Origin of the sequence: Croceicoccus sp. Ery15 (genome assembly GCF_020985305.1) — a bacterium.
In the GTDB taxonomy this organism is placed as follows: domain Bacteria; phylum Pseudomonadota; class Alphaproteobacteria; order Sphingomonadales; family Sphingomonadaceae; genus Croceicoccus.
In genome coordinates, this window is record NZ_CP087588.1 from 3,241,393 (window position 1) to 3,258,192 (window position 16,800).

Consider the following 16,800-nt stretch of genomic DNA (forward strand, 5'->3'; position numbering starts at 1 on the left):
AATATCGGTATTTCCCCCGAAAGCAATCAGTCGGCGGTGGTCGGAATGGTCGTGGTGTCCCGTTTCTCGCGCTCCATCCTGACGCAATCGAGGATTTTCGCGCCCGCCAGAAAGACTGAGCCGGTGCAAGCCAGAAACAGCAAATATCCGCCGTATCCGGGATATTGGTCGAGGTAATGCGTACCGCGCTCCGCCGCGCCAAGCCCCAATGCATAGATGACCAGATAGGCCTCTATCCGCGTCTTGATGACGAACAGCCGACCCAGCTTTTTGAGTTTGGCGGCGAACAAGGCTTGGTCAACTCCTCAACAGTTGCGGGCGAATCCTCTTGTTAAGAACTTGGTAACCTTTCTGACGGTTCCCGACAAAGTTGTTAACCATAATCCTTGAGCCCAACGGCCTCGCACAGGTGCCCGTGCGCGTTGCGGATATGGTCGGCGAGGGCTTCGTTGCCGATTTCGGCAGAGGATATCCGCTCGGGCCAATGGCGCGCGATCACCCCTTCCAGAAGGTCGGCCTTGGCGTCGTCCAGCATAAAGCGCGGGTCCACCGTTGCAGGGTCAGCCACCACGCGAAGCCGCAGACATGCTGGCCCTCCGCCATTGGCCATGGATTGCCGCACGTCGACGGGCAGCACCTTGCGAATGGGTCCGTTGCCTGCGACCATCGCATCCAGAAAGGCGCGCACGGGCGCATTGTCCCACGCTTCGGTCGGCACGATCAGCGCCTGCACCCCTTCGGGCAAAGTCACCAGCTGCGCGTTGAAGAGGTAACTCGAAATGGCATCGGCAAGGCTGACGGCACTGGCCGGAACCTCGACGATTTTGGCCGTGGGCAGCTTTTCGCGGATCGCGGCATAGAGCGCGTCTTTATCGGCGAAGGCCTGGTCGTGGCAGAATAGCACATCCTCGTTCGCGACGGCCACCACGTCATTGTGGAACGCCCCTGCGGCAATCGCCTCGGGCGCCTGTTCGGCAAAGATGCAGCGTCCCGGGTTCAGGCCGTGGCGGCGCGCGATGGCGCGGAACGCCTGCTCGTGCTGGCGGGCGGGAAATTTCCCGCCGGGGCGGCCATAGATGAAAATTTCGACCCCTGCCTCGGCATGCGAAGCGCCCATGCGCATATGGTTTGCCGCGCCTTCGTCACCGAAAGTGGGCGGCACGGGGCCGTGGACGGCAAAATGCGTCTGGTCTGCAAAGGCGATGCGCAATTGCCGCAGAGTGTCGGGCCATTCGATCGACCGGTGCGGCATGGTCACCAGATTGGCGACCGTCAGATGGCAACGCCCGTCCGCCGTATCGGGCGCGGGGGAAACGGTGGCGGCATTGGCGGTCCACATCGAACTGGCCGACCATGCCATGGCCGTCAGTGCCGGATCGAACTCTTCATTGGCGCACATGTCGTGCAGAAAAGCGCGGTTCGGGCGCGGCAGCGGCAGGAAAAAGCCCTGTCCCAGCCCCAGCCGCAAATTATGGCGCATCTTGGCAATGCCCTGCAGCGCCGCCTCTCGCGGAAAGGCCGTATCGCCCGCGTGGCGCGTAGCGGCCAGATTGCCAAGGCTGAGTCCCGCGTAATTATGCGAAGGGCCGACGATCCCGTCGAAATTGATCTCGCGCAGCATGGGCATGGTCCTTTATCGCGGCGCCCAGAACAGCGCATCGCCGGGGCGCAGTTGCAGCGCGGCGGCAGCCTCTGCCTCCACCGCCAGCGATCCGTCGTCGCGCGGCTCTACCCGTGCCATGGCGCAGCGGAAATCCTGTAACGCCCCCGCCGCGACCAGCGCGCGCTGGCAGTTCGCCGGTTCGCCCGTCGCCATGGAGGCACCGCGCGTGGCGGCAATCGTCTTCACCTGATCGGTGCGTGCGATCATCGTCGGGCCGGCATCGAAAATATCGACATAGTTTTCAAAGCGGAAACCCTCTGCCTCCAGCATGCGGCGGGCGGGGCGGCCGCTTTCGTGGGTCACGGCGATGGCATCGCGCGCTTCCTCGCTGATCATATTCACATAGATCGGGTTCTTGGGCATCAGATCGGCAATGAACTGGTTGCCGTGCAATGCGTTGAATTCGTCGGCATCGCGAAAGCTCATGCCGAAAAACCGGCCCGCGACACCGTCCCAGAACGGCGCGTTGCCCTGTGCGTCGACCACGCCGCGCAATTCGGCCAGCAACCGGTCGCCGAAACGCGCGCGATGCATGGCGATGAACAGATAACGGCTGCGCGCCAGCAACATGCCTAGCCCGCCCGCACGCGCATTGGGGTGAAGGAACAGCCCGCCGACCTCGCTCGACCCTTCCAGATCGGTGACGAGGTTCAGCATCTGGTTGCGGAATGTGCGGTCAAGCTCGCGGCTGTGGGTCGTCAGCGTGGCGATGCGATAGGAATAGAACGGCAGATCGCCGCCGATCCGGCTGAAGATCTGGCATGTGCCCAATATCCGGCCGCTGGCTGCATCCTCCAGCATCAGCACGAACAGATCATTGCCGATTTCGGAGTCGGCCGGTCGGGAGAAAGCGCGCGCGCTGGCGTTCAGCTTGGCGGTCAACGCGGGCCGGTCGGGCGGAAGGTTGGTAAAGCCGCCGCCGGTCAGCTTCGCCATTTCATACAAGGCTTCCAGATCGTCGGGACGCGAAGGGCGGATGATATGGGTCATGCATTCTCCGAAAGGTCGGGCGCGCCGTCGCCAAGACCATGCTGCGCAAGGCGGCGCAAAACCAGCGCCGACAATTGTGCGCGTTCGGCCAGCGATTCGACGATCAGATATTCGTCCGGAGAGTGGATCGCCCCGCCGCGCACGCCCATCGTATCGACCACGGGCACGCCGCAGGCCGCGATATTATTGCCGTCGCACACTCCGCCCGTATCGCGCCGCGCTGCGATCAGGCCCAATGCGCGCGCGCTATCGTCGACCAGAGCGAACAGGCGCGCGGCTTGCGGATCGACGGGTTTGGGCGGGCGCGATATGCCGCCGTGCAGATGCACCTCCACCTCGTGCTGCGCAGCAATCGCGTTGAGCAGGCCGGGCAGGCTGCCCTCGAACGCCTCCGCGACCTTGCGGCTTTTGGGGCGGATGTTGAAACGCAGCACCGCATGGTCGGGCACGACATTATTGGCGCTGCCGCCGTCGATCTTCGCCGGATTGATCGGCAGATCGGTGGTTTGCATTGCCTTCAGCCGCAGGACCAGATCGCTGGCAGCGACCAGCGCGTTGCGCCCGTCCTGCGGATTGCGTCCCGCATGCGCCGAACGGCCCGTGAAAATTACCGAGTAATTGCCCGAACCGCCCCGCGCGCCCGCCATCGTGCCATCGGGCATGGTCGCGGGTTCATAGGTCAGCGCCGCCAGCTTGTCCGCCGCCAGTCGCGCGATCAGCGGGGCAGAGGACTGGCTGCCCACTTCCTCGTCCGAATTGATCATCACATCATAGCCCAGCGTGGATGCCAGCGGGCTGCGCTCGAACGCCAGTAATGCCTCTGCCATGACCGCGATGCCGCCCTTCATGTCGGCAAGGCCGGGTCCGTTCAGCACGCCCCGTTCCAGTTCGCGGATCGTCTGGAACGGGTGGTCGGCGGGAAAAACCGTGTCCATATGCCCCGTCAGCAACACCCGCCGTGCCGCGTCGGGACGGACCGAAAGGACGAGATGCTGCCCACGCTGCAAGGCGATTTCGCGGCCCGCCGCATCGATGGCGCTGACGGGGGCGGGGTCTTCCATCCGCACCTCGCCCGGTAATTCGCCAAAGCAGGCCGCCAGCAATTCTGCCTGATGCGCCAGCCCGTCCAGATTGCCCGTCCCGCTGTTGATCGCGCTCCACGCCAGCGTGCGGTCCAACATGCGGGCGGGCTCGATGGCGGCCAGCATGGCGGCCTGTGCGGCGGTAATGGCGGGATCCTCTGGTTTCATATGCAACAAGAGGTAGTGCAGTCGGGGTCGTAATGAAACCCGCTCAGGTAAGTTCGCGCGCGATGGCGCAGAATTCCGCGATCGACAAAGTCTCTGCGCGGCGAGCGGGATCGATATCCAGCGTGGCCAGCGCGTCCAGCGCGCCCGCCACATTTTTCAGCGACTGGCGCAGCATTTTGCGCCGCTGGCCGAACGCCGCCTCTGTCACGCGGGCCAGCACGCGCATCGACACGCCCCGCGGCGCGGCGGCGGGGACGGCGTGGACGATGGCGCTCATCACCTTGGGCGGCGGGGTAAAGGCGCTGCGATGCACTTTCATCGCGATCCGCGCTTCGGCCCGCCACTGACCCAACACGGCCAGACGGCCATAGGCGCTGCTATTGGGACTTGCGACGATGCGCTGCGCGACTTCCTGCTGGAACATCAGCGTCAGCGACGTCCATCGCGGCGGCCATTCTTCCTGTCCCATCCAGCGGGTGAACAGCGCCGTGCCGACATTATAGGGCAGGTTGGCCACAACGGCATAAGGCCCGTCGAACAGGCTGTCGTGATCGATGGCCATGGCATCGCCCTCGATCACCGTAAGCCGGTCGGGAAAGGTCTCTCCCAGTTCGGCCAGAGCGGGCAGGCAGCGGCGGTCCATCTCAATCGCGGTGACCTTTGCCCCTGCGCGCAGCAGGGCGCGGGTCAGCCCGCCGGGGCCAGGGCCGATTTCCAGCACATCCCGGTCCTTCAACGAGCCGGGTATTGCGGCGATGCGGTCAAGCAATTGTTCGTCGAACAGGAAATTCTGGCCCAGTGCCTTTGACGCGGACAGCCCGTGTTTCGCGATGACTTCGCGCAAGGGGGGCAGTTGGGGCGCGTTCATGCCGCGATCCTGTGTCGCCGCGCGGCGCATTCGCCTGCCATGCGCAGCGCCGCCAGCATCGGCCCCGCATGCGCACGGCCCGTGCCCGCGATGTCGAACGCGGTGCCATGATCGGGCGAGGTGCGGATCACCGGCAGGCCCAGCGTGACATTGACGCCTTTGTCGAAATCCAGCGCCTTCAGCGGGATCAGTGCCTGATCGTGATACATGCACACTGCAAAATCATAGGTTTCGCGCGCGGCGGCGTGGAACATGGTGTCGGCAGGCAGCGGCCCGCGCACGTCGAACCCGTCCGCGCGCAATTGTTCGACGGCAGGCGCGATAATCGCCGCATCCTCGCTGCCCATGCGTCCGTTCTCTCCGGCATGGGGGTTCAGCCCCGCGACGGCAATGCGCGGTGCGGCAATGCCGAAATCGCGCTGCAGGGCGCGGGCGGCGATGGCGGTGCGGCGATGGATCAGCCGGGCGGACAGCAATGCGGGCACGCGCGACAGGGCGACATGGACCGTAATGGGCACGACGCGCAGCGACGGTCCGGCCAGCATCATCACCGCGTCGTCGGCGGGCGCGCCGCAGGCTTCGGCCACGAATTCGGTCTGGCCCGGATGGGTAAAACCGACCTTCGCCAGTTCGGCCTTGGCGATCGGGGCAGTCAATATGCCGCCAGCCTCACCCGATACGGCCATGGCGCTGGCACGGGTCAGGCTGTCCAGCGCCAGCCGCGCCCCCTGCGCATCGGGCTGGCCGGGGCGGTACGGGACATCGCCCAGATCGATCACCGGCAGCGCATCGGCAAACATATCGCCCGCCTGTGCCATGGTTTCGATGCGCGCGACCGGCAGATCGATGCCCACGCTGGCAGCGGCGGCCTGCAACAGGGTGGCGCTGCCGACGCAGGCGAAGGGAGGCAAAGCCTCTGCCCCGCGCATTTCCCACAGCCGCGCGATCAGTTCCGGACCGATTCCGGCCGGATCGCCTGTCGATACGACAAGCCCCGAAGGCGCCTGATGGAGCATCGGGGCCGCCGCTTCGATCAGTTATACTCGACGATGGCGTCGCGGCGCAGGTCGCGCATATAGTTCTGGGCGCGGCGTTCGATGCGCTCGTCCTCGATCTGGTTCATCACCTGATCGAAAGTCGGGCCGTTCAGCATCGGCGGGTCGGACCGGCTGCACACCATCATCGCGCGCAGCGGCTGGCTCGCGTCGCTGGCGGCCACGCCATAGGGGCGGGTCACGCCGCCGTCGGGCGTGCTCATCACCATTTCCTGCAGCTGGTTGGGCAGCTGGCGGATCGCGATCTGGTTCACCAGCACCGCTTCGGCACCGATCTTCTTCGCATCGGCCTCGACCGTGGAGCAACCGCCGGTGAACCCCTGCGTCTTGGTGCCGAAATCGGCGGCAAAACGGTTCATCTCGTTCATCGACAGGCCTGCGGGCATGTTGATCGTGATCTGGGCAAGGCTGACCTGACCGTCGCGCGGATCGGCCACCATCACCTGCCGCTTGTCGCGCATATACAGGATGGAATAGCCGCCGCAGCACGGGATCGGACCTTGCAACTGGCCGGTTTCCATCTGCGGCACGATCGCGGCCAGTTCGGGCGGCAGGCGATCCAGCCGCACGAAGCCCAGATCGCCGCCGCGCGCCGCGGTCGAGGCCTGCGAATATTGCGCCGCGACCGCCGCGAAATCGCCGGTTTCCTGCAATTGCGTCATGATCGCCTGCATGCGCTGTTCAACCTGTGCGTCGGCGCCTGCGGGGGCGGCCACGTAAATCTCGCCCAGCCGGTATTCGGCAGTGCCCTGATCGGCCTTCATCCGCTCGATCTGTTCGTTCACCTCGCGTGCGGAGACATTGACCAGCGGCGCGACATTACGGCGCAGCAATTGCTGCCACGCAGTCTGGGCCAGCAACATGCGTTGGATCGACGCGGGCGAGGAGCCGACCGACCTGGTCAGCTCGTCCAGCTCGGCCGAGGTGACGCCCAGTTCGCGCTGGGCATAGCGGTCGTACATCTGCAACACCTCTTCCGAGGTGATGGTGATCTCTGCCTCGCGCGCGTTCTGGATCTGGATCAGCTCGTCCACCAGCTGCTGGACCACCTGTTCGCGTTCCTGCGGGGTCAGGCGGCGCTGGTTCGTCGCTTCCAGCCATGCGACGCGCTGGTCGATATCGGTCTGGGTGATGATCTCGCCATTGACCTTGGCGCTGGCGGTGCGGACGCCGGAAGTACCGTTTGCCGCAGGGGTGCTTTCCATTCCGACCGACGGGCCGATCGAGGGTTGCGCGCTTTGCCCCTGCGCCGCTGCCGGAAGCACGGCGATCAGCGCCGCGGCACAAATTCCCGCCGCACCGCGCTGCAATCTGGCAATCGTCACATCTGTCGTCATCATCAGCATCCCTTGCCGCATCTGCCCCTTACGCCGGACAGGCGCGGTAAAATCCTTGTGTCACGGTCCGTTACCGGAGCGCCGCTTGCCGGAAAGGCAGCACGGCCGGTCCTGCCCGCAGCGTCCCCTGTGCCGTGATCCGGCTTAACCGTGGCTGAGCCGGTTCACCATGAAGCAGCCCGCCATGTGCATCCCGGGGGAAAGGCCGTGTAGGGCGGCAGCGCCCTTTCGGCAATGGCCCTATGGGCGTGCATGCACCGGCCGGACCTATCAGAACCCGATGCCTTTCAGCCGGAAACGCAGCAGAAACGTATCGCCCGCCTGCGCATCGCCGGTGCTGCGTGTGTCGCGCCGCCATGTCAGGCCCAGTTCGATGCACTCATCCTCATACGCAACGCCCAGCCGCGTGCGCAGCGGATCGAAACCGTCCGACGTATTGCCGGGGTCCTCGGCCGCGTCGGTCAGGTTGATCACGGTCGATCCGAAAACCGACATGTGGTCCATGAACGCGACCCGGCCCGCAAGGCGGATTTCCTCGCGGTCGCGCAAATCTTCCAGCGTGTCGGGAATGTCGCGGTTCAAGCGCAGATAGCCCGCTTCCAGATAGGTGTCGCGCGTACCCACCGCGACGTCCCATTCGTTGCGGCGCACGGCCAGCGTATCCTTGTCCACGCGGAAGCGATGCGCGAATTTCACCCATTCGCGCCAGCGCACATCGACCCGCCCGACGATATCCGACGTATCGCCGGTAAGGCCGGTGCCGTCGGGATAGAGGTCTGAATTGCCCGACATGCGATAGCTTTGCCCAAGGCTGGCATCGATCCGCCAGCCCGGCGCGGTCCAGCGCCAGTCGAATCCGTATGTCAGCCGCACCCCGTCTTCCACGCGGTCGTAACCGGGAAAGCGGTTGAGCGAGAAGAGATTGGTATCCTCAAGGTCGAAGGCGCGCGAATCCTCGTTCGGGATGTCGAGATTCTTGATGTCGGGCGTCGCGACCAGCTGGATGTGCGGGGTCAGAACCTGTGTCCCGCCCAGAAAGGCGCCCGTCAGCGGATAGGTCACATCGATCGCGCCCAGCGCCACCCCGCGACCCTGCCAGCCCGACCGGCCCCGATACAGATCGACGCTGGTCAGCGCGTTGTCGGTGGAGTGATAGGCATCGCCGCGGGCCAGCGCGGTCAGTTCCACCACCTGTCCCCACGGGGTTAGTTCCCGCAGGTTCCATTCCGCACTGGCAAAGGCACGCTGCGTATCCTGTCCGTCAGCGCGGAACAGGGCCATCGAATTGGCCTGCAGCATGATTTGCCCGCCCAGCAGCGGATCGGCGATGCGGCGGCGGTAATCGATCGCGGGCAACGCCATCGGCACCAGCCCCTGTTCCTCGTCCACGCGCAGGGTCTGCGTCGCCCAGCCGGCAAAGGATAAATAGGAATCCTCGTCGATCCGCTCGACATTCACCATCGAACGCAGGCGGTCGTCGCGGCTGATGTCGTAACGGCGCAGGAAAGTGCGGTCGCTGGCGACGCGGATCGATCCGGTAACGCTCCAGTTCTCGTCCAGCTGGAACCGGCCGTTCGCATCGAAATAGCCGCGCAGGTCCTTTTCCTCTTGCGGCGTGATCTCGGTCGCATCGCCGATGGGCACGCGCGAGGACGAGGTGATGTACCCCGTCAGCTGATAGGCTCCGTCCTCGGTCAGCGCGGCATAGCGCGCCTGCGCCATGGGCAGCACTTCGGTATAGGCGGTGCCCTTCAGCGTCAGCTCGCGATTGGCGGCGATGCGCCAGTAATAGCCCGCCTCGACTTCCATCCCGTTCGATGCGGAAAAGCGCAGGTCGGGCGTGACAAGGCCCGATACCGGCTGGCCGTCGGCGCGGATTTCCATCCACGGCAAAGGCACCAGCGACAGGCCGAACAGTTCCAGCTTTGCCCCGCGGAACCGGATCATCTGCGTGGCGGGGTCATAGGCGACATTATCCGCCGTAATGCGCCAGCTCGGGTCCTGTCCGCAGCCGTCGGCATCCTCGACCGGGCAGGGGCTATAGGCCGCGTCGGTCAGCGTGACACGCTCGTCGTCCAGCCGCTCGCCCCGACGTGCGGCCATGCGCCCGCCCTGTGCCAGCACCAGCAGCATGTTCTGCATCGCGCCCGCGCGCAATTCGTCGGTCAGTTCCAGCCGGTCGGTGAACAGCACATTGCCGCTCTGGTCCACCAGCCGGATATCGCCGGTCGCCACGATCTGTCCGGTGGAGCGGTTCCAGCGCACTTCATCGGCCTGCAACTGCTGGTCCTGCCGGCGCAGCAGAACGCGGCCCGACGCGACGATGATTTCGTCGCCGCTTTCATACCCCAGTTCGTCCGCTTCGAATGCGATCTGGTTCTCGTCCTCGGGCGCCTCGATCCCGAATGGCGATTCCGGCGTGCCTGCGGGGGGAGGGGGCGCATCCTCGACACTGTCGGGATAAAGCGCGTGATCTATTTCGTCCCAAAAGCCCGGTTCGTCGATAGTGACGGGCGGCATGTCTGCGGGCGTCTGTTCCAGCAGATCCGCTCCGCTTTGCGGTTGGGCATTGGCATTCTGACCGTTGCTATCCTGCGCCATGGCAGGCAGCGCTGCGACCAGCGCTGCGCCCGCCAGCAGGCGCGCGGAAAAGCCCGCGATCACGCGGTTGGCAGCCATAACTCGATGAGCCGGCGGCAGAATTGGGGCCTGACCGTTCGCGGGAATTCGCATGTGACGCTGATGCTCGATCTCGAAAGGCTCTGATACGCGCGGGCGATGCGCCGGGGGTTGCAAACTATGGCCCGACGGGTCGCATCGGGCGGGACGGCTTGCCTATCGCACCGCCGCTCCCTAACTGCAATCGCGTAAAACCAGTGCTTGCCGGACACCGAAACCGGTTTGCCGTGCCGCCAACCCCTTCCGGCGGTGCATGAAAGCAGAATGACAGCAGGATAAAGGTCACTCCCATGAAGATTACTTTCGCCGAATCGCTTCCCGCCGATCTGCGCGTCACCGTCCTGCCGGTGGGCGAGGGGGCGCTGCCCGAAACCCTGCCCGCCACGGTGCGCGACGGGGCCAAGGCCAGCCGCTTTGCGGGCAAGGCGGGCCAGCTGTTCGACGGCTTCGCCGAAGTGGACGGAACAGTGCAGCAGATCGTTCTGCTGGGAACGGGCAAGGGCGATGCATCTTCGCTGGAACGCGCGGGCGCGGTGCTGTCGGCGAAATATCTCACATCGGGCAAAAAGGCGCTGGGCATGGATCTGTCCGCGACCGGCATCGACGCATCGGGCGCGGCGGCGCTGCTGCTGGGTGCGCGGCTGCGGGCGTGGCGGATCGACACCTATCGCACCACGCTGAAGGACGAGCAGAAGCCTTCGCTGACAGAAATCGTCGTGACCGGCGCGCCCGCGGGCAGCGAAGCGGCATGGGATGACGCCGCCGCGGTCGCAACCGGCGTCGAATTCACGCGCGAACTGGTCAGCGAACCGGCCAATACGATCTATCCCGAAACCTTCGTCGAACGGTGCAAGGCGCGTCTGGAAGGCAGCGGCGTGGAAATCACCGTGCTGACCGTCGACGATATGGCGCGGCTGGGCATGGGCGCGCTGCTGGGCGTGGGGCAGGGGTCGATCGACCGGCCTGCGCGCATCATCGCCATGCACTGGAAGGGCGGCGGCGACGAAGCGCCGGTCGCTTTCGTGGGCAAGGGCGTGACCTTCGATTCGGGCGGCATTTCGATCAAACCTGCTGCCGGCATGGAAGAAATGAAGTGGGACATGGGCGGCGCGGGCGCGGTCGCAGGCACGATGCTGGCGCTGGCAAAGCGCAAGGCCAAGGCCAATGTCGTGGGCATCTGCGGCCTGACCGAGAATATGCCCGATGGCAATGCGCAGCGCCCGGGAGACATCGTGAAATCGATGTCGGGCCAGACGATCGAAGTGATCAACACCGATGCCGAAGGACGCCTTGTGCTGTGCGATGCGCTGACCTGGGTGCAGCAGACATTCAAACCCGCCAAGATCGTCGATCTGGCCACTTTGACCGGCGCCATCCTGATCTCGCTGGGCAAGGAACACGCGGGCCTGTTCTCGAACAATGACGAGCTTTCCGAGGCGCTGACTGCCGCGGGCAAGAGCGTGGGCGAGAAATTGTGGCGTTTTCCGCTGGCCCCCGAATACGACAAGCTGCTCGATTCGCAGATTGCGGACATGAAGAACGTGGGTCCGCGTTTCGGCGGCTCTATCACGGCTGCCCAGTTCCTGCAGCGTTTCATCCAGAACGATACGCCTTGGGCACATCTGGACGTGGCAGGCATGGTCTGGGCCGACAAGCCGGGCGCGACCTGGGACAAGGGGGCGACCGGCTATGGCGTGCGGCTTCTCGACCGGTTCGTGCGCGACACGCTGAAGGGCTGATGCAACAGCCGTGGCGCGGGTCGATTTCTATCATCTGACGCGCGACAGCGCGGAATCGGCCCTTGCCATGCTGGCGGGCAAGGTGCTGGGCGCGGGGCAGCGCATGATGGTCGTCAGCGCCGACCCCGCCCAGCGCAGCGCGATTTCGCGGCAATTATGGGAAGCGCCCGGTTTCCTCGCCAATGGTGAGGCGGGCGGTGAAAACGATGCGCGCCAGCCGGTGCTGATCGGCGAAAGCCCCGCTGCGGCCAATGATGCGGGCATCGTCGCGTTGGCCGATGGCCGCTGGCGCGAAGAGGCGCTGGGATTCGACCGTGCGCTTCTGCTATTCTCCGAATCGACGATCGCAGATGCGCGTGTATGCTGGCGCGCATTGGGCCAGCAGGCCGGTATCGAACGTCATTACTGGAGCCAGGATGCGTCGGGACGCTGGCGCGAGGGGCCCTGATTTAGAACGCTAACGTCCGGGGGGAACGAAAGCATGAAGACAGATCGCATGACCGCCATGGCCGCACTGGCCCTTTCCGCCTTGACCCTTGCCGCGTGCGGCGGCGGGGGGGATGCCGATGACGGCGGCACCACCATCACCACGCCCGACGGCAGCGTCACGGTTGGCGATGACGACGATGGTACCATGACCTTGCGTGCCGACGGGGCCGAGGCCGTGGTGAAAACCGGAACCGGCAGTGCGGAAAATCTGCCCAAGGGCTTTACCGCATATCCCGGCGCGAAAATCACCATGAGCGTCGAGGGCAATCAGGGCGGCAAAAGCGGCGGCATGATCGCCATGGAAACCTCTGCCCCGCCCGAAAAAGTGATCGCCTTCTATAGGAAACAGGCTGAAAACGCGGGGCTGGAGATCGAGAGCGAGGGCCAGTTTTCGGGCAGCCAGGTACTGGGCGCCCGCAGCGACGCTTTGGGCGTGAACGTGGTCGCCAATGGCGGCGATGGCAAGACACAGGTGCAAATTGCCTATGGGACCGAGGGATAGGGATCAGGGCGCGCGCCGTGGCGAGAGGCAATCTTAAAGGGCCACTCGGCCCCGTCATGCTGGCGCTATTGATCGGAGTGGCGCTGTTCATGGTCGTGGCAGTCAATACACCCGATCAGGCGGCGCAATTTTCCCGTCCTGACGGATTTTACGACAATATGTTCGGCAAGATCGGCACTGCGCTGCTCTTTGCGGCGGGTGTTTCGATCGTCGTGTTCATCGTGCGAAAGCTGTTCGGCAAATGACCGACGCGTGTAATTCCTTTCGCAAGTTCGGTCGCTCCGCATAACCGGCCCCACAACAGGCCAACCACAACAGGGTTGTGCCCGTCCGTCCGCGCGGCTAGGGGCGCGGGCATCGCGCGGCTGCCGATTTTCACCCGCGCGCACCCGATTTCACGCAGAGGAATAATACCATGGCGGTTACCCGCACCTTTTCGATCATCAAGCCCGATGCCACCCGCCGCAACCTGACCGGCGGCGTCACCAAGATGCTGGAAGAAGCCGGCCTGCGCGTCGTCGCTTCCAAGCGCATCCAGATGAGCCGCGAACAGGCCGAAGGCTTTTACGCCGTTCACAAGGAACGCCCCTTCTTTGGCGAGCTGGTCGAATTCATGATCAGCGGCCCCGTGGTCGTGCAGGTGCTGGAAGGCGAAGACGCCGTAAAGCGTAACCGCGACGTGATGGGCGCGACCAATCCCGCCGATGCAGCCGAAGGCACCATTCGCAAAACCTATGCCGAATCGATCGAAGCCAATTCGGTCCACGGTTCGGACAGCGACGAAAACGCGAAGATCGAGATCGACTTCTTCTTCAAGCCCGAAGAAATCGTCGGCTGATCATCCCGTTTCGGGACATTACAGCCCCGCAAGGACCATTAGGTTTCTGAACGGGCTTTGTAATATATTAGGCCCCCTCGATTTGCTATCCTGCCCCGATAAAGGGCATGAAGGGATCGAGGGGGCCTTTGTCATGTTGCGGGTATTTGCGCTGATCTATCTGTTGGTGGGCATTGCCCTGTCCGCGTGGATCGGCCTGTATCTGATGGCCGTCGTAGCACAGCCCGACCCGCTGGCACCCACCGTGCTGAACGCCATGTCGGTGCCGGGATCGTTCCTGACCCGCTTTACCGGACCCGATCAGCCATGGATGGACCTCTTGGTCTGGGCCGGATCGGTGCTGGTAAATTTCGGCTTGCTCAGCTGGCTGGCCGATAATCTGGGCGAATAGGGGCCCTAGAACTCATCAGCCGCGGCGCGCAGGCCCGCCAGCCGTTTGGGCGCGACCGCGCGCCAGCTGCGTTCGACCCATTCACCCACATGGTCCCAATCGACGCCGGGGCGGTTGAGGATCAGGCCGGCCCAGCCGCTGGCCCCGTAATAGGCGGGGCGGAACCAGATTTCGGGATCGCGGGCGGCCATTTCCTCCACCTCGTCCACGCCGGAGGTTTTGACCAGCACGGCAATATGCGCCTCGCCATGGTGGCGGTCGGCAAAATGAGCAAAGAACTTCCCGCTCTTCCCGCCGGTGTGCCACGCGGGACTGCCATGCGAATCGCGAACCTCTGCCTCGGGCAGGGCCAGCGCGATGCGGCCGACCCGTTCGAACAGCCAGTCGGCGCGAAACGGGCGGCTGACCAGATCTTCCAGACAGCGCGAATAAAGCTGGTGTTCGGCAAACAACACGCGCGCGGCCAGCGTTTCGCCGGTGTCGTCGGGCAGGATCGCCACCGGCGTCTGGCCCAGCACCGGCCCGTCGTCCAGCTCCGCCGTGACCAGATGGACCGAACATCCGCCATGGCTGTCACCGGCTGCAATCGCGCGGCCATGCGTGTCCAGCCCCTTGTATTTCGGCAGCAGCGAAGGATGGATATTGACCATGCGACCTTCCCACCGGCCCACGAATGCGGGGGTCAGGATGCGCATATATCCGGCCAGTGCGACATATTCCGCCCCCGCATCGCGGATCGCGGCATCCATCGCATCGTCATGCTCGGGCCGCTTCATCCCTTTGTGCGGCAGGGCAAAGGTCGCCACACCTTCGGCCCTGGCCAGCGCCAGCCCCTTAGCATCAGGATTGTTCGATGCGACCAGCACGATCTCATACGGACAGTTTTCGCGGCGGCTGGCGTAAAGCAGCGCGGCCATATTGCTGCCCGTGCCGCTGATCAGCACGGCGACGCGGGCCTTGGCGGCAATGGACGTCGATGACGGCGCGATCATGCCCGATCCGCCATTTGCGGAACCGGCCCGCCTGTCCGTTGCTGTCCGTGAAGCAATGTCATTTCCATACCCGATAGCGCACCAGTTAGCGCGGTCTCTCCCTATTGGCTTGGCAGGGCGGCGGCAAGACGGACAGGCGGGATAATGGCGGTTTCACTGTTGCCGCAACTGATGCGCGCGGCTAGCTAGAGCCCGACGGGCGCTCGCAAAAGGAAGTTGTGATGCGCGGCCTATGGCTTGGAATTATTGCATTAACATTCGGGACCGGTTCTGCCGCCCATGCACAGGAAAGCGCCGGGGAAGGCATAGTCGAAGAAGCGGAAGGGCCGCATCATCTGTCCCTTGTCATCGGCGGAACCCATGTGGACCAGGCGGATGAAACCGCGTTCACTCTGGGTGTCGACTATGAATACCGGATCAGCGAATTGCTGGGTGTCGGCTTTGTCGCTGAACACGCCTTTGGAGAGCTGGATTCGACCACGCTGATCGCGGCGGCCGACATCCATCTGTTCGAGGGGCTGGCCGTGCAGGTCGGACCCGGCGTGGAGTTTGCCGAGGGCGAGGAATTCCTGATGGGCCGACTGGGGGCGGTCTATGAATTCGAACTGGGTAACGGCATGACGCTGTCACCCCAGCTACACTATGATTTTTCCGAAGGGGAAGATGCGGTGGTGTTCGGCGCAGCCATCGGCCGCGCCTTTTAAACACTTGGCGAACCGCGGCGCACGCGTCCTATTGCGCGTGCGTTGCGGTCCAGTCGGCGCGGGCGGACCAATCGCCAGCCTTGCCCGAAACGGTGCAGCCGCGTGCGCCGGTGCGGATTTCGCCGATGCGGAACACGGTTTCGCCCGCGGCTTCCAGATCGGCGGTCAGCGAAGCGGCTTCATCAGGCGCAACCGCCAGCACCATGCCGATGCCGCAATTGAAGGTGCGCGCCATTTCCTCCGGCTCGATATTGCCCTGCGCCTGCAGGAACGCCATCAACCGCGGCTGGTCCCAGCTGCCCGCGCCGATATGGGCATGCAGATGATCGGGCAGCACGCGCGGCACGTTTTCCAAAAGGCCGCCGCCGGTGATATGGGCCAGCGCATGGATGCGGCCCGCCCGGATCGGGCCAAGCAGCGTCTTCACATAAATCTTCGTCGGCGCGATCAGCGCGTCGATCAACAGGGTTTCGTGATCGAACAGGGCGGGGTGGTCCAGCTTCCATTCCTTGTCCGCCGCCAGACGGCGCACCAGCGAATAGCCGTTGGAATGCACCCCCGAACTGGCAAGGCCCAGCAGCACGTCTCCGTCAGCGACCTTGTCGCCCGTCAATTGCTCGCCGCGTTCGACCGCGCCCACGCAGAAACCGGCCAGGTCGTAATCGCCCGCCGCATACATGCCGGGCATTTCCGCCGTCTCGCCCCCGATCAGCGCGCAGCCGGCCATCTTGCACCCTTCGGCAATGCCCGCGACGACACGTTCCGCCACGCCGTTTTCCAGCTTGCCGGTCGCGAAATAGTCGAGGAAGAAGAGCGGTTCGGCCCCCTGCACGATCAGATCGTTGACGCACATGGCGACCAGATCGATGCCGATATGGTCGTGCCGGTCGGCATCTATGGCCAGCTTTACCTTGGTCCCCACGCCGTCATTGGCGGCAACCAGCAGCGGATCGGTATAGCCTGCCGCCTTGGGATCGAAGAACCCGCCGAAACCGCCCAGCTCGCTGGTGGCGCCGGGGCGGGCGGTGGATTTCGCCAGCGGGGCGATCGCCTTTACCAGCGCATTGCCCGCGGCGATCGACACGCCGGCCTGTTCGTAACTATAGCTTTTCGGGCTGTCGCTCTTGTCGTTCATCGCATTTCCCGGCTGGGCACACAGGCCCCGATCAAGTCTGCGGTGCGCGGCAATATGCGCGACGCACCGGTGAAGGGGCAGCGCCTATCGCTTTCCGGCTTGGATTTCCACGGCCATTTGGGCAAAGAAGCGGGCATGAACGCCATTATGCTTCTTGTGCGTGGCCGC

17 protein-coding genes are annotated in these 16,800 nt (G+C 64.5%); 7 read left to right on the forward strand and 10 right to left on the reverse strand.

The annotated features are described in order from the left end of the window. Positions 1–26 precede the first annotated feature (26 nt). From LOZ77_RS15845 to LOZ77_RS15880, 8 genes are all read right to left on the reverse strand, one after another. On the reverse strand, positions 27–290 hold the full coding sequence (locus LOZ77_RS15845; protein WP_230279936.1) for a hypothetical protein: 264 nt from the start codon (positions 288–290) through the stop codon (positions 27–29). 83 nt (positions 291–373) lie between these two features. Next, positions 374–1,621 carry an N-succinylarginine dihydrolase gene (locus LOZ77_RS15850; protein ID WP_230279937.1) on the reverse strand — a complete coding sequence of 416 codons (1,248 nt, stop codon included), beginning with the start codon at positions 1,619–1,621 and terminating at the stop codon, positions 374–376. A 12-nt stretch (positions 1,622–1,633) separates the two neighbouring features. Continuing rightward, complete coding sequence (locus tag LOZ77_RS15855) at positions 1,634–2,653, reverse strand: arginine N-succinyltransferase (protein WP_230279938.1); 1,020 nt, start codon at positions 2,651–2,653, stop codon at positions 1,634–1,636. Continuing rightward, entirely contained in the window at positions 2,650–3,903 is a 1,254-nt protein-coding gene (locus LOZ77_RS15860) for a hydrolase (protein ID WP_230279939.1), read from the reverse strand. Before LOZ77_RS15860 ends, LOZ77_RS15855 begins: the two co-directional genes overlap by 4 nt. Before the next feature lie 43 nt (positions 3,904–3,946). Then, complete coding sequence (gene rsmA / locus LOZ77_RS15865; RefSeq protein WP_230279940.1) at positions 3,947–4,771, reverse strand: 16S rRNA (adenine(1518)-N(6)/adenine(1519)-N(6))-dimethyltransferase RsmA; 825 nt, start codon at positions 4,769–4,771, stop codon at positions 3,947–3,949. Next, positions 4,768–5,787: a 4-hydroxythreonine-4-phosphate dehydrogenase PdxA gene (pdxA, locus tag LOZ77_RS15870; RefSeq protein ID WP_230279941.1), complete on the reverse strand. Its 1,020-nt coding sequence runs from the start codon at positions 5,785–5,787 to the stop codon at positions 4,768–4,770. The genes rsmA and pdxA overlap by 4 nt, the downstream gene beginning before the upstream one ends. Before the next feature lie 17 nt (positions 5,788–5,804). Continuing rightward, positions 5,805–7,166: a peptidylprolyl isomerase gene (locus LOZ77_RS15875; protein WP_230279942.1), complete on the reverse strand. Its 1,362-nt coding sequence runs from the start codon at positions 7,164–7,166 to the stop codon at positions 5,805–5,807. Positions 7,167–7,433: 267 nt separating this feature from the next. After that, entirely contained in the window at positions 7,434–9,842 is a 2,409-nt protein-coding gene (locus tag LOZ77_RS15880) for an LPS-assembly protein LptD (RefSeq protein ID WP_230279943.1), read from the reverse strand. 290 nt (positions 9,843–10,132) lie between these two features. On the opposite strand from LOZ77_RS15880, the gene LOZ77_RS15885 reads away from it, so the two are divergent. The 6 genes from LOZ77_RS15885 (at position 10,133) to LOZ77_RS15910 (ending at position 13,801) form a co-directional block, all read left to right on the forward strand. Next, positions 10,133–11,581, forward strand: coding sequence for a leucyl aminopeptidase (locus LOZ77_RS15885; RefSeq protein WP_230279944.1), 1,449 nt, complete (start codon positions 10,133–10,135; stop codon positions 11,579–11,581). A 10-nt stretch (positions 11,582–11,591) separates the two neighbouring features. Next, positions 11,592–12,029: a DNA polymerase III subunit chi gene (locus LOZ77_RS15890; RefSeq protein WP_230279945.1), complete on the forward strand. Its 438-nt coding sequence runs from the start codon at positions 11,592–11,594 to the stop codon at positions 12,027–12,029. 33 nt (positions 12,030–12,062) lie between these two features. Then, the gene (locus tag LOZ77_RS15895; protein ID WP_230279946.1) at positions 12,063–12,572 is read left to right on the forward strand and encodes a hypothetical protein; all 510 of its coding nucleotides are present in this window, start codon (positions 12,063–12,065) and stop codon (positions 12,570–12,572) included. Between the two features lie 17 nt (positions 12,573–12,589). Further along, positions 12,590–12,817, forward strand: coding sequence for a hypothetical protein (locus LOZ77_RS15900; RefSeq protein ID WP_230279947.1), 228 nt, complete (start codon positions 12,590–12,592; stop codon positions 12,815–12,817). 170 nt (positions 12,818–12,987) lie between these two features. Beyond that, positions 12,988–13,410: a nucleoside-diphosphate kinase gene (gene ndk / locus LOZ77_RS15905; RefSeq protein WP_230279948.1), complete on the forward strand. Its 423-nt coding sequence runs from the start codon at positions 12,988–12,990 to the stop codon at positions 13,408–13,410. Between the two features lie 133 nt (positions 13,411–13,543). After that, entirely contained in the window at positions 13,544–13,801 is a 258-nt protein-coding gene (locus tag LOZ77_RS15910) for a hypothetical protein (protein ID WP_230279949.1), read from the forward strand. Positions 13,802–13,806: 5 nt separating this feature from the next. On the opposite strand, the gene purN is transcribed toward LOZ77_RS15910, so the two are convergent. Beyond that, positions 13,807–14,793 carry a phosphoribosylglycinamide formyltransferase gene (gene purN, locus LOZ77_RS15915; protein WP_230279950.1) on the reverse strand — a complete coding sequence of 329 codons (987 nt, stop codon included), beginning with the start codon at positions 14,791–14,793 and terminating at the stop codon, positions 13,807–13,809. 221 nt (positions 14,794–15,014) lie between these two features. Between purN and LOZ77_RS15920 the strand changes: the two genes are divergently transcribed. Then, a complete protein-coding gene (locus LOZ77_RS15920; protein ID WP_230279951.1) occupies positions 15,015–15,497 on the forward strand; it encodes a hypothetical protein in 483 nt (160 codons plus the stop codon). A gap of 28 nt (positions 15,498–15,525) precedes the next feature. Here LOZ77_RS15920 and purM read toward each other — a convergent pair whose 3' ends face one another. Continuing rightward, the gene (purM, locus tag LOZ77_RS15925; protein ID WP_230279952.1) at positions 15,526–16,632 is read right to left on the reverse strand and encodes a phosphoribosylformylglycinamidine cyclo-ligase; all 1,107 of its coding nucleotides are present in this window, start codon (positions 16,630–16,632) and stop codon (positions 15,526–15,528) included. Between the last annotated feature and the right edge of the window lie 168 nt (positions 16,633–16,800).

Bases quoted from the DNA above. Each gene is read 5' to 3' on its own strand.
- LOZ77_RS15850 (WP_230279937.1), bottom strand. From the start codon at position 1,621: ATGCTGCGCGAGATCAATTTCGACGGGATCGTCGGCCCTTCGCATAAT.
- LOZ77_RS15855 (WP_230279938.1), bottom strand. From the start codon at position 2,653: ATGACCCATATCATCCGCCCTTCGCGTCCCGACGATCTGGAAGCCTTG.
- LOZ77_RS15860 (WP_230279939.1), bottom strand. From the start codon at position 3,903: ATGAAACCAGAGGATCCCGCCATTACCGCCGCACAGGCCGCCATGCTG.
- rsmA (WP_230279940.1), bottom strand. From the start codon at position 4,771: ATGAACGCGCCCCAACTGCCCCCCTTGCGCGAAGTCATCGCGAAACAC.
- pdxA (WP_230279941.1), bottom strand. From the start codon at position 5,787: ATGCTCCATCAGGCGCCTTCGGGGCTTGTCGTATCGACAGGCGATCCG.
- LOZ77_RS15875 (WP_230279942.1), bottom strand. From the start codon at position 7,166: ATGATGACGACAGATGTGACGATTGCCAGATTGCAGCGCGGTGCGGCG.
- LOZ77_RS15880 (WP_230279943.1), bottom strand. From the start codon at position 9,842: ATGGCTGCCAACCGCGTGATCGCGGGCTTTTCCGCGCGCCTGCTGGCG.
- LOZ77_RS15885 (WP_230279944.1), top strand. From the start codon at position 10,133: ATGAAGATTACTTTCGCCGAATCGCTTCCCGCCGATCTGCGCGTCACC.
- LOZ77_RS15895 (WP_230279946.1), top strand. From the start codon at position 12,063: ATGAAGACAGATCGCATGACCGCCATGGCCGCACTGGCCCTTTCCGCC.
- ndk (WP_230279948.1), top strand. From the start codon at position 12,988: ATGGCGGTTACCCGCACCTTTTCGATCATCAAGCCCGATGCCACCCGC.
- LOZ77_RS15910 (WP_230279949.1), top strand. From the start codon at position 13,544: ATGTTGCGGGTATTTGCGCTGATCTATCTGTTGGTGGGCATTGCCCTG.
- purN (WP_230279950.1), bottom strand. From the start codon at position 14,793: ATGATCGCGCCGTCATCGACGTCCATTGCCGCCAAGGCCCGCGTCGCC.
- LOZ77_RS15920 (WP_230279951.1), top strand. From the start codon at position 15,015: ATGCGCGGCCTATGGCTTGGAATTATTGCATTAACATTCGGGACCGGT.
- purM (WP_230279952.1), bottom strand. From the start codon at position 16,632: ATGAACGACAAGAGCGACAGCCCGAAAAGCTATAGTTACGAACAGGCC.